This is a genomic window from Mycobacterium sp. NPDC050551, from assembly GCF_040674075.1.
Classification (GTDB): domain Bacteria; phylum Actinomycetota; class Actinomycetes; order Mycobacteriales; family Mycobacteriaceae; genus Mycobacterium.
On the sequence record NZ_JBFARC010000006.1, the window covers coordinates 368,009 to 381,876 of the forward strand.

Genomic DNA, 13,868 nt, shown 5'->3' on the forward strand with positions numbered 1-13,868 from the left:
CGAGGGAGTCAACGCGCCGCGAGGAAGATGACAACCGGTTGCCGGAACACGCAGCCGTTTGAAGTGGACGGCGCCGTTCCGACCAGCGAAGAAGAGTGAGAATTTGTCCGCCATTTCTCTCACTCCGCGAAAACGGGTTTCGCCGATCACCGACTTGGTCGCAGCAGGCGAATTCCTTGCGGTCGGGCGTCGCGAGGGAAGGTCAGCGGCGGTCGTCGAAGCATGGGCCGATGAATCGTGCGGCGATCTCGCGCTCGGTGGCCCGGTCTTTGACCGGCCAGTACCACAACGCCAGCGTCGCGCGGATGAGCCACTGGGCGGCCAACGGGTCGCTGCGGCCGATCATCTGTCCCGCGAGGCCTGTCACCACCGGAGAGGCGGTAAGCCATCCGCTGTCGTGGTCTGGGCGGATCGTGCCCATCATCAACGGCCCCAGCGGCTCGGCGCGGATGTGGTCCAAAGCGACGAGGATGGCCGTCACGACGCGTTCGGCGCCGTCGAGGTCAGCGATCGCGTCTCTGACCTGGGCAACGATGCGCATCGACATTTGGTGCACAACGCCTTCCAGGATCGCCGCCTTGCCGCCGACGTTGCGATAGATGGTGGCCTGCGAGCAGTGCACCTTCTCGGCCAGCGCGCCGATCGTGAACGCTTCGAATCCTTGTTGGGAGACCAGCTCCGCGGCGGCGGAATAGATGCGTTCGACCGCCTCGGTGCGGCGGTCGGCTCCCACCAGCCAGTCCGTTCGCGCCATCGCACCTCCCTCATTTACGACGATGTCTCGACAATCAGCATTATCACGATGAGAAGTTTCTGCGGCCGGTTTGCACGATAGTGCGAGTTCCGCAGGCCACGACGCGACACAGATGGGTATGCCCCCACCCTCGCCCGTTCTCACATTCGGCGATGGATATTGACGGCTCAGACGCTGGCTCGCAGCCTGAACCCATGACGCCGAACCTCCGCCCGCCCCGATCGGGCGCGCCACGACCGTGGTGGCCCGGCAGTCTGAGACGTGGCGGGACCAGGTCGCGTTGAACTCCACGATGTCGTCCGACGACTATCACCCTGACTTGCGCGCGAGGGCCCGTATCGGCATCGGCGGCCTTAGTTCCGGCGCGGGCGCCTTTCGCGGGTTCGGCACTGTCGTACCAAAAATTGCAGTCGCACAGACAATTGTTTCGCCGAATACTCTCCCAGCATTCACAACACCCGCGCGACGCGTGACGCTCCCACCTCTCGCCCTCCAACCCGACGTCTGCCACTCTTCGTGAAAGGCCACCCGAGATGACCGCGACCAACCCCGCCCAAGGCGCCGCGTCCATGCTCAAGCCGCTGACGTCGGCAGTGCGGCTGAACGTCTCGGCAGCGATCCGTATTCGCCGGCTGGGATATCGTGGATGGACCGGCGCCGTCAACACCGCCTATGATCCGCTGGATCCCAACACGGCCGCGCACCCGTTTGCTGCCTACGAGGCGCTGCATCGAGGCGGACGGGTGCACTACAACCCTCGACGGCAAACCTGGATATTGCATCGGCTCGACGATGTGCGCGCCGCCCTGCGTGACACCGATCGAGTAACCAGTAGCCAGGGAGTCACCAGGATCCGGATGGCCGCAGATCTCGTCGTGGTTACCGACGGTGCTGAACACAGCCGTCTCCGCAAGCAAGTCCAGCCGGCTTTTACCAAGCGAGCGTTGGACAGTTGGAATGCCACCGTCGATGACCTCGCTGTGGAGCTCGTCGACGCCATGATCGCCGATCCTGGCGGCGACGCGGTGCAGACGATGGCTGTCCCGATGCCGCTGCGCGCGATCGCCGCCATCCTGGGCGTCCCGGGTACCGACATCGCCGACTTCAGGCGTTGGTCGGAGGAAAGCGTGCGCCTCATCGACTTCTCGCCCACCCTCAAAGGTGTCGTCAACACCACTCGCGCGTTACGCGCCGCCATGGCACTGCGCCGATACTTCCTCGATCACCTTGCTGCCGGCGAGATGAAGGGATCCACCACGGTTCTGGGCCGGCTGCTCGAGCACAGCGACGACGGCAGTCTGACCGACGACCAGCTTTTCTACATCGCGATCCTGCTATTGATCGCTGGAAACGAAACCACCACCAACCTCCTCGGTAGCATGATCGACACCCTGGCGCGGGACCCCGAGCAATACGACGCGATCCGCGCCAATCCCGACCTGATCCCCATGGCCATAGAAGAACAACTCCGCTACAGCAGCCCAATCCAGAACCTGTATCGCTACACCCGGGCTCCCTACGAAGTCGGTGATGTGACGATCCCCTCGGGTTCTCGAATCCTGATGTCGTTCGGTGCCGCGAACAGGGATCCGCTCGTTTTCGACGACCCGCACATATACCGGGTGGACCGTAACCCCCGCATGCATATCGCGTTCGGCTACGGCGCGCACATGTGCGTCGGCGCCCCGTTGGCGCGAATGGAAGCCCATGCTGTCCTGCGCGAGCTCGTCGCTCGCGTCACCCGCATCTCGGCCGACGGACCCACGACGTGGTCGACCAACAGCTCCCTGCGGGGACCTACCCTGTTGCCAGTTACCCTCCACACCCGCTGAGAGGCATCGATCCACTGCTGCATACGAGCGGAGGGCCCGAAGTGCGCAGAAACCCAAGTTCAAGCGTTCACGAAGCGGGGCATGTCTATGTCGAGGAAGAAGAAGTGGGTCGAGGCGGACGTACCCGACCAAACCGGTCGAGTAGCCGTTGTCACTGGGGCCAACACCGGTCTGGGCTATGACACGGCGCGCGTTTTGGCCGAGCGCGGCGCCAAAGTGGTGCTCGCAGTGCGCAATACCGACAAGGGCGCTGCCGCCCGGGATCGGATTTTGACCACCGCGCCCGGCGCCGAGGTCATGGTCGCGGCTCTCGACCTGGGCTCGTTGCAGTCGGTCCGGGACGCGGCGGCGACCCTCTTGGCGGCCTGTCCACGTATCGACCTGATGGTCAACAATGCCGGCGTGATGATCCCGCCCAAGGAGGTCACCGTCGATGGCTTCGAGTTGCAGTTCGGCACAAACTATCTCGGTCACTTCGCGTTGACCGGGCTGCTGCTCGACCGCCTGATGTCGGTCGACGGGTCGCGGGTCGTGGTCGTCAGCAGTAACGCCCACAAGATGGGCGGTGCGATTCATTTCGACGACCTGCAGTGGGAGCGCAGCTACAAGCGTGGCGCCGCTTACGCGCAGTCGAAGCTTGCGAACTTGATGTTCTGCTATGAGCTACAGGCACGCCTGGCCGCCGCCGGTTCGGCCACGATCGCTGTTGCCGCGCACCCTGGGTTCACCGATTCGGAGTTGATACGTCACGTGTGGAAGCCGGTCGCTCCGTTGATGAGGTGGGCCGGGCCGTGGGTGGGCCAGAGTCCTGCGATGGGAGCGTTACCGCAGCTGCTCGCGGCGACCGGCCCGCAGGTGCGCGGTGGCCAGTACTGGGGGCCGGATGGACCGTTCGAGCTCAGGGGGTACCCGACGTTGGTGAAATCCAGTGCGAGATCGCATGATTTGACTGTACACAAGCGACTATGGGCTGTTGCAGAGCAACTCACTGGCGTCACGTTCCCGGTCTGATACCGGTGAGTGAACCATTCCACCCCGACCTGCGTGCGCGTGCGCGTGTGCTGCCGCGGGGTGCCTTCAACCGTTACACGTTGCCGATTATTCGACCGCTCAGTCGACTGCAGGCGCGGCTGGCTCCACGGGATGCCGCTGCGGCGGTCCTGTCGAGCGGAGCGACCATTCGGCTGCACCGTCCCTCCCATGGCGGGGAAGGGAGTGGTGCGCTGTTGTGGGTTCATGGTGGTGGTTACGTCATCGGGTCGGCGGCCCAGGATGACCGGCTGTGTCAACGTTTTGCCGACCGGCTCGGAGTGCCCGTCGCCGCGGTGGACTACCGCTTGGCGCCAAAACACCCGCATCCCGCGGCGCTGAAGGACTGCTACGACGCGTTGGTGTGGTTGACGCAGCTTCCCGGCGTCGACCCCACGCGGATCGCGATCGGCGGGGCGAGCGCCGGCGGAGGCCTGGCCGCGGCGCTGGCACTGTGGGCACGCGACCTCGGTGAGCTTGCGCCACTCTTCCAGCTGCTGGTGTACCCCATGCTCGACGACCGCTCCAGCGATCGGCCCGGTATCGACTCTCGGCACCATCGGATGTGGAATGCCAAGACCAACCGGTTGGGATGGGCCGCCTACTTGCGCGACGCCGACGTAAAGGCCGCGGTGCCCGCGCGCCATGACGATCTTTCTGGTCTACCGCCGGCCTGGATCGGAGTCGGTACCCTCGACCCACTCCACGACGAAGACGTCGAGTACGGCCGTCGTCTCGAAGAGGCCGGCGTTGCCTGTACCACCTATGTCGTCACCGGCGCGTTTCACGGGTTCGACATCGTGGCCCGCACCGCCGAGGTGTCGCGTACGTTCTTCGACCGGCAGTGCGAGGCGCTGCTCGCGGCGTTCGCTTCCTGAGGGCGCCGCACGCAGTCAGTGCTTGGTGGCGATTGCGACCATCTCGGCGCGCTCGGTGAACTTGACGCGTGGCCGGCCGCAGGAGCGGCCACGTGAATTGCGGTCTGCACGTGATGCGCTGCCGGGAGCACTGCCCACTTTCTGCCCCCAGTTGGCCATGATCGGCTGTAATCACACGTGATCAGCCAGGGCCTATTTCCGCATTTCAGGGAAGAAAAGCGACGCCACGAGGGATTGAGGAAAGGGTTCAAATCCCTCCGCCACCGCCACAGCCCCGAACCTGATTATTCAGGCGAGGGGCTGTTTCATGTCCGCTCATCGAGGCGGCCGGGGCACCCTCGGCGCTCGGTGCCGCACCGTGTCGGATTCCGGCCCACCCGCCGGCGGGAGTCGCACGGTGTCCTCGTCGCGCCGGATCACCGGCGCCCGCTGCCGGACGGTGTCGGGTTCCGGTGCGCGCTTCGGCGGTAGCCGCACGGTGTCCTCGTCGCGTGGCGGCGCCGGAAGCCGCACCGTCTCGGGCTCGGGTGCGCGCACCGGTGGAAGTCGCTGCGTGTCGTCCTCCCGCACAGGTGCCGGGGCCTCGCTGAAGCCGATGCGGGCATGCAACCGCTTCAGCGGTCCCGGCGCCCACCAGTTCAGGTCGCCCGCGACGCGCAGGAACGCGGGCACCACCACACCGCGGATCACGGTGGCGTCGATGACGATCGCCAGTGCGGTGCCGATGCCGAACATCTTCATGAACGACAGCCCGTTGGCGAACGACAACAGCGTGATGGTGAGCAGAAGTGCTGCGCTGCTGATGATCCGGCCCACCCGTGCCAGGCCGACGACGATGGCGTCGTTGTTCGACAGCCCCGCGTCGCGAGCCTCCTTGATCCGGCTGAGCAGGAAGATCTCGTAGTCGACGGACAGGCTGAACGCGATGCAGCACAGCAGCACGACCATCGACAGGTTCAGCGGCGCGGGCGTGACCCCGAGCAGCGAGGTCAGATGCCCGTCCTGGAAGATCCAGACCATCGTGCCGAGCACCGCGCTCAACATCAGCAAGTTCAGGACGAGCGCCTTCAGCGGCACGACGATGCTGCCGGTGAACAGGAACAGCAGCACGAACGTGGCCAACGCGATCAGCAGGATCGCCGTCGGAAGACGGTCCCCGACCGCCGCGCTGGTGTCGATCAGCGTGGCGGTCGGTCCGCCCACCTGTACCTGGCGCTCGGCGGCGTCCGACCGGATCGCGTGCACGACCTGCTGAGCCGCGTCGGACTGGGCGTCCACCGACAGATAGACCAGTCCGTATGCGGCGCCGTCGTTTTCGAAGCCCGGCGTCGGACCGGCGATGCGCTCGCCCCTCTCGTACGTGCCGCCGGGCGCGACCACCCGAACCACGTCGTCCATCCCCGACGCCGAGACGGCCACCCCGTCGAGGGCACGAACATCGTTGCGGGCCAGCAGTGTCACCGCCTGTGAGCTGTCCGCGGCGAAGTCCTCCTGCAGCGATTCGGCCACCAGCCGGGCATCGGAATCGGCAGGCAGCGCTCGTTCGTCTGGCATCGCGAGTTGTACGCCGAGGAAGGGGATGCCGAACACCAGCAGAACCGCGATCACCGGGAGTGCGCACTGCAGCGGTCTTTTCGTCACCGCCTCGGCGCATCGTCGCCAGAACGCCGACTCCGCCGAGAGCGGGGCTCTCCGCCGGATGACCGCGAGCGAATCGATGCGCCTCCCGAACAGGGCCAGCAGCGCGGGCAACACGACGATCGCGCTGAGCGCCGACAGGATCACGACCGCACTCGCGGTGAGTGCGGTGGACCGCAGGAAGTAGAGCGGGAACACCAACAGTCCCGACATCGCCAGGGTGACGGTCGCGGCGCTGAAGATGATCGTCCGGCCCGCCGTCGTGACCGTGGCGACGATGGCCGCCTCGTGGTCCCTGCCCAGTGCGCGCTCCTCACGGAACCGCGACACCATCAGCAGGCCGAAGTCAATGGACAACCCGAGCCCGAATGCCGTTGCGACGGTGAGCGCGTGCACCGACACGTCGGTGACGGCCACCATGATCGCCAACACCAGCAGCGTCATCACGATCGATGTGATGCCGATGGCCAGCGGGAGGAAAGCGGCGACGAGCCCGCCGAAGACGATCACCAGCACGGCGAGCAGGACGGGCAGCGCGATGCTCTCGCTGACCACGAGGTCCTTGCTGACCCGGTCCTCGATCTCCACCGACACACCGAGCGGGCCGCCCGCACGCACGTCGCCCGCTGCGTCGTCTGTGGCCAGCTCGTCGATGATCCGGATCGCCGTCTTGGTGGCCTCGTCGGTGGTGCCGCCGACGTGGACCAGGACGGCGGACGGCCGGCTCAGCGAGCCGACCACCTTCGCCGCCGGTTCGGCCTCGACGACCTGGCGCACCCGGTCGGTGGCCGTCACGACGTCTGGACCGTCCACGGCGCCGTCACGGGCGACCACCTCGAGCACCAGATTCGGCGTCGTGGGGAAGTTCTGGTCGAGGAACTCGGCGACCTGTGACGACTCCGCGGCCGGGTCGACGAATCCGCCGACGCCGAGCTTTTGGGACACCGTGGCGCCGAAGACGAGGCTGACGCCGAGCAGCGCGAGCACGGCGAGCAGGATGAGCTTCGGCCGTCGCACCGTGAGAACAGCCAGCCGGGTCAGCATGTCCCGCTCACGGCCGGGAGCCTGGCCAGCACGGGCAGCAGGGCGGTGAACAGCGGCGGTCCGTCATCGAGATAGAAGTGGCCGCCGCGGAGCATGTGCACGGAGCAGGCACCCGTGGTGTGCGAACTCCACTCGTGCAGATCGGATTCCGTGACCAGCGGGTCGTCGCTGCCGCCGAAGGCGTGGATGGGACACGTGAGCACCACGGGCCGGGTCCCGTCGTCGGTGCTGCACAGCCGCAGGTCGTTTCGGGCCGCCCGCACGGCGCCGTCGCGCAGCGCGGGCCACTCGGCGACCTCGGGCGGGATGCCGCCCAGATCGGAGAGCAGCGCCGTCATCTGGTGGTCGTCGAGATGGTGGGGGATCGGTGCCGGCAGGTGCGGCGGAGGAAAGGCGGACACCACGAGCGCGCGCGGCGCCGGTGCACCCGATCCGGTGCGCATGCAGGCCAACCGGTACGCCACCAACGCGCCGAAACTGTGGCCGAAGAACGCGTGGGGACCGTCGAGTGCCGGCCGCAACTGCTGGTCGATGTGGTCGACCAGTTGATTCAGGGTGGCGAATCGCTCTCGGTTGTGGACCTCCACCGCGACGACGTCGACCGCCGGGCCGAGCGCCTTGTTCCAGCCGTCGAACATCGCGCCGGCGCCACCGGCGTGATGAAAACAGAACAGCCGCATGGTGTCACCCGCCCTCATGGAGCTTCCGTCAGGAACGCGAGTTCCTCGGCGAGTGCCTTGACCGTGTAGCGGATCTGCTCGTCGGAATGGCAGCTGGTGACGAAGAAGCGCAGTCGCGCTTTGTCTTCCGGCACCGCCGGATAGATGATCGGGTTGGCGTTGATGCCGCGGCCCAGCAGCGCGTTGGACAGCTTCAGCGCCGTGGCCGAGCTGCCGACGATGCACGGGATGACGGGTGTGCCCGCGCTGTCACCGGTGTCGAGGCCGGCCTCCCGGGCGAGCGTGAGGAACAGCGTGGACAGTTCACGCAGCCGCCGCAGATGCTCGGGTTCGCTACGGATCGTGCGGATCGCGGCCAGGGAGGCCGCCGCGGTCGGCGGGGGCATGCCGACGCTGTAGACGAAGCCCGGCGTCGTGTACTTGAGGAATTCGACCAGTTCGCGGCTGCCGCCGACGTAGCCGCCGCAGCCGGCCAGCGACTTCGACATGGTGCCGGACCACAGTTCGACGTCGGTGCGGTCGACGCCGAAGTGTTCGCCGATGCCGCCACCGGTCTCACCGAGCACGCCGATGCTGTGCGCCTCGTCGATCATCAGCAGCGCCTGGTGTCTGCGCTTGACGTCGATGAAGGCGGGCAGGTCGGGGATGTCGCCGTCCTGGCTGTAGACGCCCTCGATGATGACGAGCACCCGGCGGTACTGGTGACGAATGCCGGCGAGGAGCTCGTCGAGCGCGGCGTGGTCGTTGTGTGGGAACGGCCGGCGCGTGGCTCCCGAGAGGATGCAGCCCTGCATGATGCTGTCGTGCGCGAGGCTGTCGTGGATCACCAGGTCGCCCTGCCCGAGCAGGTGCCCGATCACGGTGACGTTGGTGGCGTGGCCGCTGACGAGAGCGATCGCGTCCTCGGTGCCGAGCAGCTCCGCCAGCTCGAGTTCCAGTTCGCGGTGGACGGGCTTCTCACCCGAGATCGGCCGGGACGCCGAGCACGAGCTGCCCCACCGGCGCACCGCGTCCGACACCGCCTCGGCCACCGCGGGGTGGCCGGACATCCCCAGATAGTTGTAGCTGGAGAAGTTGATCACCTCCGCGCCGCCGATGATCGAGGTGTCGCGGGTGACGCCGTCATTGACCCTGAAGTAGGGGTTGTCGACGCCGATGGCCGCGCCGAACGCGAACCGCTCGGCCAGCGCCTTCACCTCGTCGAACTCGGCGATCCGGAACTGCGGGCGGACGGCCGGCGCTACCGGGCCGGTCGCAGCCTGCGAGTGGGCCTCCTGCCCGCCGGCCATGCCGATCACGTCGGCGAGGGTGGTGGCCGGGCTGAACCCGGCCGGGTCGATCGCCACGCCGGGAAGCTTTCGGGCCAGCCCACTGAAGACGTCGGCCACCATGATCGAGTCGAAGCCGAGGTCCCCGACGATGGTCTGGGTGCTGCGCAGATTCTGCTCAGGGAATCCGCTGACGCGCGCGATCTCCGATCGGACTATTGCCGTCGTGTCGGCAGTCGGATCGACCTGCGAGACAGCCATTGCCGCAGGTGGACCAGGCGTCGCGCCCTGTCCGTATGCGGCGAGCACGGCGGCCTGCTCGCGGAACAGTGCGATGAGATCGTCCATCGTCGAACCCTTCGTCGTCGCGTGCGCCGATTCGACGTCTCCGGCGGTCCGTTCCCTGATCCAGAACCGATGGGCGGTGCTGAACGAGTAGCCGCTGAGCCGGTGAGTCACCTGCGCGTCGCTGGGGTACAACAGCTTCCAGTCGGGATCCAGGCCGTCCCGGTAGAGCGCGGCGACGGCCCCGGTGAGGTCGGTCCCGACGGCCAGGGCGGGCGGAGACCCCTCGTGTGATCGGGTGATCATCGGGCCGAGCGTTCGCCTGGCGCCGAACTCGACGAGGTGTGTGGGTTCGGCTTGCATCGCCTCGGCGGCCGCGTCGGCGAACCGGACGGTGGCCCGGATGTGGGCGGTCCAGTAGGCCGCATCCATCGGTTGGTCGTCGCCGAGCAGCCGGCCGTGCAGCGTGGAGAAGACCGGGATGGCGGGCAGATCGTAGGAGCACGCTGCGGCGACCTTGGCGAACTCGGCGGTCATCGGGTCCATCAGCCGCGAGTGGAACGCGTGCGACACGTTGAGCCGGCGCACCGTGATCCCCGCGTGGTCCAGGGTGGTCGCGGCGTCGTCGATCGCCTCCGTCGCACCGGAGAGCACGACCTCGGCGGTCCCGTTCACCGCGGCAAGGTCGAGGGGGAAGTGGGACACGTCAGCCGTGCCGGCACGGACCGCCAGCATGCCGCCACCCGCAGGCAGCTGCTGCATCAGACGGCCGCGTGCGACGATCAGGCGGCACGCGTCGTCGAGGCTGAACACCCCGGCGACCGCGGCGGCGGTGTACTCGCCGATGCTGTGCCCGAGGAGCCAGGCGGGTTCGGCGCCGAGCCGCAGCAGCACATGCGCCTGCGCATACTGCAGCGCGAAGATCGCGGGCTGGGCGTACTCGGTGCGATCGACGCCCGCGTCGGTCATGACGTCGCGCAGGGGTGTTCCGAGGTGCGGGGTCATCGCGGCATCGACCTCGTCGAACGCGTCGCGGAATACCGAGCTGGTGTCGTAGAGGGCGGTCGCCATGCCGGGGTACTGGGTGCCCTGGCCGCTGAACAGCCAGCCCGCCGACACGGCGGTCGCGGTGCCCGTCGCGTAATCCCCGCGCAGTGCCGCGACGGCCTCCTCGCGATCGGCGGCGACGATCGCCAGTCGCGTCCTGCCAGAGGCCTTGATGCGGTTGGTCGACCAGCACAGCTGCACCAGCGGAGCGGCGCTGTTCTCGATGTCGCGGGCGAGCAGAGATGCGTTGCGGCGCAGATCCTCTGGTGACCCCGCCGAGAGGGTGAGGACTCCCGTCCCGGTGGCGGTCGGCGTGGGCTCGGCCCGCGGCGCGGTGGCGAGCACCATGTGACAGTTCGTGCCGCCGATACCGAAGCTGGAGACACCGGCGATCGTGGTCTCCGACGGCAGCTCCATCGGCTCGGTGAGCATCCGCAGCCCGCCGTCGCCGAGCCGCAGCTGTGCGTTCTCGGAATCCGCGAAGCGGGACGGCGGCACCACCCGGTGGTGCAGGCTGAGCACGACCTTGAGCAGGCCCGCGATGCCGGCTGCGCCCTCGGTGTGGCCGAGGTTGCCCTTGATCGACCCGATGGCGACCGGCCTGTCACGGCGCGAACGGTGCGCGTGCGCAAGCGCTTTCGCCTCGATCATGTCGCCGAGCAGGGTCCCGGTGCCGTGCGCCTCGATGAAGTCGATCTGCGCGGGTTCGATGCCCGCGGCGCGGTAGGCCGTGGCGGCGACCTGCTGCTGCGCCCAGCGGTTCGGCGCGGTGATCCCGTTGCTGCGGCCGTCGCTGTTGACCGCGCTGCCCTTGATGACGGCGTAGACCGGCAACCCCGCGGCGAGCGCATCGGACAACCGCCGCAGGACCACGACGGCGACGCCCTCGCCCCGGCCGATCCCGTCGGCCTTGCCGCTGAACGGTTTACAGCGGCCGTCAGGCGCGGCGAGGCCGGCCTTGGTGTAGAAGACGTTCAGGGCGGGGGTGAGCGTGAGGTTCACACCGCCGGCGACCGCCTGGTCGCATTCGCCGCTGCGCAGTGCCTGTACGGCCAGGTGTGCGGCGACCAGCGACGACGAACACGCCGTGTCCACGGCGAGGCTCGGGCCCCTGAGGTCGAGCTGATAGGAGAGCCGGTTCGCGGTCATGAAGTAGCCGTTGCCCGAGCCGTCCTGCGCACTGATGGTGCGATAGTCGCTCATGTGCAGGTGGGCCCATTCGTTGGCCATCACGCCGACGAAGACACCGGTGTCGGATCCGGCCTGCGCCCGGGGGTCGAGGGTGGCGGATTCCAGGGCGCGCCACGCCGTCTGCAGGAGCAGCCGTTGTTGCGGGTCCATCGCCTCGGCCTCGCGCGGCGCGATGCCGAAGAAGTCGTTGTCGAAGGCGTCGGCATCGTCGATCAGGCCGCCGGCACGGTGGTTGACGGCGCCGTCGTCGAGCAGCCCGGCCGCGTCCCACCGTTCGGCCGGGATCTCGTCGATGCCGTCCGCGCCGTCGAGCAGCAGCCGCCACAGTGCAGCAGGGTCCTCCGCCCCGGGGAAGCGGCAGTCGAGGCCGACGACGGCGATGTCGGTCATCGCGGATGCTCTTCGTGGAGGACGTCGGTGAGTTCGCCCTTCATGAACGCCGCCCGCATGGACGCGCGCTGCACCTTCCCGCTGGTGGTGAGGTGGATGCCGGCGCGTTCGACGAACACCACGCTGGGCGCGGGGATATCGAAGCCGCGGGCCACGGCGGTGCGGACGGCGGCGGCGAGTTCGCCGCACGTGGTGTCACCGAGCAGCTCGGTCTTGACGGCCTGGATCAGCACCAGGCGTTCGGCGTCGTCGGCGTCGATCGACACCGCGCAACCGCGGGACCCGGCGACCGCCGGGTGGACGTCCTGGACGAATTCCTCGATGTCCTGCGGGTACAGGTTGCGGCCGTTGGCGATCAGCAGGTCCTTGAGGCGCCCGGTGACGAAGAGCTCGCCGTCGTGCAGCAGCCCGAGGTCGCCGGTACGCAGATACGGCCCCTCGCCGTCGGCGGTCTCCGCGCGGAACTGCTCGGCGGTCTGCACCGGACGGCCGTGGTAACCGCTGGCCACGCTCGGGCTGCGCAGCCAGATCTCACCGACGGCGTCCTCGGGCAGCGGCGTCGCGGTCTCGGGATCGACGATCCGCACCTCGACGCCCGGCGCAGGCGGGCCGGAGCTCACCAGGGCGACCGCACGGCCCGTCGCGGGCACGTACCGGTGCTGTTCGAGGGCATCGACGTCCGCGTCGAGGTGACGCGGACCGTCGCTGCTGAACGTCGCCATCAACGTCACCTCCGCCATCCCGTACGCGGGGCACATCGCCGCATGCGCGAACCCGGCCGGGGCGAGCAGGTCGGTGACGCGCTCGATGGTGCGGCGGCGAACGGGCTCGGCACCGTTGAGCGCGACCTCCCAGCACGACAGATCGAGGCCGATGAGCTGCTCTGGTGTCACCCGGCGCGCGATCAGGTCGTAGGCGAAATTGGGTGCGGCGGTCATCGTTCCGCGGTGATCGCTGATCGCCGTGAGCAGCCGGACGGGTTGCTTGAGGAACGCCAGCGGCGACATCGTCACCAGGTCCGCGCCGTTGAAGAACGCCAGCATCTGACCCATCAGGCCCATGTCGTGCCAGTGCGGGATCCAGCCGACCATCACCGACGCCGCGTGCGCTCGCACGGCCTCGGACATCGCGGTCTCGTTGTGCACCACGTTGCCGTGGGTGACGGCGACGCCCTTCGGGTCCCCGGTCGAACCGGACGTGTACTGGAGGAACACCACGGTGTCGGCGGTGAGGTCCGGCATCGTCCACGCGTCCGCACTGGCGAGTCGCAGGTCATCGGTGGCCACGCAGCGCAGTGGTCCGGCCAGGCCGAGTCCTTCGATCCCGGCGGCGAGCAGCCCACGCAGCTTTTCCGTCGTCAACGCCAGGCCGCTGTCCGCATCGCGGAGGATCCCCGCGACCCGCTTCATGCTGCGCTGATCGACGGGCAGCGGCGTGGGTACCGCGATCACCCCCGCATAGAGGCAGCCGAGGAACGCCCGCCAGAAATCGATGCCCGGCTCGAACAGCAGCAGCACCGGCCGCTCGGCCTCCGGTTGTGAACCCAGCCAGGCGGCGAGTCCGCGCGCATCACGGTCCAGGCCGGCGAAGGTCGTCACCTGGGGGACGAGGTGACGACCGGATTCGTCGAGGAAGGTGAAGCAGCGGTCGTCGGCGTGGGCCTCGAACTGCGAGCGCAGGTGCGAGACGAGATCCGTGGTGTGCGACGTCCTCATGAGGCTCCTGCGGGGTGAGCCAAAATCAGCAAACCAGTGCAGTGACGATGATCGTCCTCGGCGCACCGTTCCACAACCCTCGATTGCTGGGCTGATACGGGCGAAGGCGCTTGCGGG

The 13,868-nt window shown here is 68.0% G+C and carries 8 protein-coding genes; 3 read left to right on the forward strand and 5 right to left on the reverse strand.

Annotated features, from left to right (window positions below):
- Window positions 1–202: 202 nt before the first annotated feature.
- Window positions 203–754: a helix-turn-helix domain-containing protein gene (locus AB0K11_RS23990; RefSeq protein WP_264011579.1), complete on the reverse strand. Its 552-nt coding sequence runs from the start codon at window positions 752–754 to the stop codon at window positions 203–205.
- 533 nt (window positions 755–1,287) lie between these two features.
- Here AB0K11_RS23990 and AB0K11_RS23995 point away from each other — a divergent pair.
- The 3 genes from AB0K11_RS23995 (at window position 1,288) to AB0K11_RS24005 (ending at window position 4,493) form a co-directional block, all read left to right on the forward strand.
- Complete coding sequence (locus AB0K11_RS23995) at window positions 1,288–2,586, forward strand: cytochrome P450 (protein WP_302913431.1); 1,299 nt, start codon at window positions 1,288–1,290, stop codon at window positions 2,584–2,586.
- Window positions 2,587–2,673: 87 nt separating this feature from the next.
- A complete protein-coding gene (locus AB0K11_RS24000; RefSeq protein ID WP_364982888.1) occupies window positions 2,674–3,597 on the forward strand; it encodes an SDR family NAD(P)-dependent oxidoreductase in 924 nt (307 codons plus the stop codon).
- A 47-nt stretch (window positions 3,598–3,644) separates the two neighbouring features.
- Window positions 3,645–4,493: an alpha/beta hydrolase gene (locus tag AB0K11_RS24005; protein WP_364982891.1), complete on the forward strand. Its 849-nt coding sequence runs from the start codon at window positions 3,645–3,647 to the stop codon at window positions 4,491–4,493.
- Between the two features lie 315 nt (window positions 4,494–4,808).
- On the opposite strand, the gene AB0K11_RS24010 is transcribed toward AB0K11_RS24005, so the two are convergent.
- Genes AB0K11_RS24010 through AB0K11_RS24025 form a run of 4 tightly spaced genes read right to left on the reverse strand, consistent with a single transcriptional unit; the run spans window position 4,809 to window position 13,751 of the window.
- Window positions 4,809–7,175, reverse strand: coding sequence for an MMPL family transporter (locus AB0K11_RS24010; RefSeq protein ID WP_364982894.1), 2,367 nt, complete (start codon window positions 7,173–7,175; stop codon window positions 4,809–4,811).
- Window positions 7,169–7,873, reverse strand: coding sequence for a thioesterase domain-containing protein (locus tag AB0K11_RS24015; RefSeq protein ID WP_364982896.1), 705 nt, complete (start codon window positions 7,871–7,873; stop codon window positions 7,169–7,171). The genes AB0K11_RS24010 and AB0K11_RS24015 overlap by 7 nt, the downstream gene beginning before the upstream one ends.
- Window positions 7,870–12,036 (reverse strand): aminotransferase class I/II-fold pyridoxal phosphate-dependent enzyme, encoded by a 4,167-nt coding sequence (locus AB0K11_RS24020; protein WP_364982899.1) that lies wholly within the window; start codon window positions 12,034–12,036, stop codon window positions 7,870–7,872. Before AB0K11_RS24020 ends, AB0K11_RS24015 begins: the two co-directional genes overlap by 4 nt.
- Window positions 12,033–13,751: a fatty acyl-AMP ligase gene (locus AB0K11_RS24025; protein ID WP_364982902.1), complete on the reverse strand. Its 1,719-nt coding sequence runs from the start codon at window positions 13,749–13,751 to the stop codon at window positions 12,033–12,035. Before AB0K11_RS24025 ends, AB0K11_RS24020 begins: the two co-directional genes overlap by 4 nt.
- Between the last annotated feature and the right edge of the window lie 117 nt (window positions 13,752–13,868).

Bases quoted from the DNA above. Each gene is read 5' to 3' on its own strand.
- AB0K11_RS24015 (WP_364982896.1), bottom strand. From the start codon at position 7,873: ATGAGGGCGGGTGACACCATGCGGCTGTTCTGTTTTCATCACGCCGGT.
- AB0K11_RS23990 (WP_264011579.1), bottom strand. From the start codon at position 754: ATGGCGCGAACGGACTGGCTGGTGGGAGCCGACCGCCGCACCGAGGCG.
- AB0K11_RS24020 (WP_364982899.1), bottom strand. From the start codon at position 12,036: ATGACCGACATCGCCGTCGTCGGCCTCGACTGCCGCTTCCCCGGGGCG.
- AB0K11_RS23995 (WP_302913431.1), top strand. From the start codon at position 1,288: ATGACCGCGACCAACCCCGCCCAAGGCGCCGCGTCCATGCTCAAGCCG.
- AB0K11_RS24025 (WP_364982902.1), bottom strand. From the start codon at position 13,751: ATGAGGACGTCGCACACCACGGATCTCGTCTCGCACCTGCGCTCGCAG.
- AB0K11_RS24010 (WP_364982894.1), bottom strand. From the start codon at position 7,175: ATGCTGACCCGGCTGGCTGTTCTCACGGTGCGACGGCCGAAGCTCATC.
- AB0K11_RS24000 (WP_364982888.1), top strand. From the start codon at position 2,674: ATGTCGAGGAAGAAGAAGTGGGTCGAGGCGGACGTACCCGACCAAACC.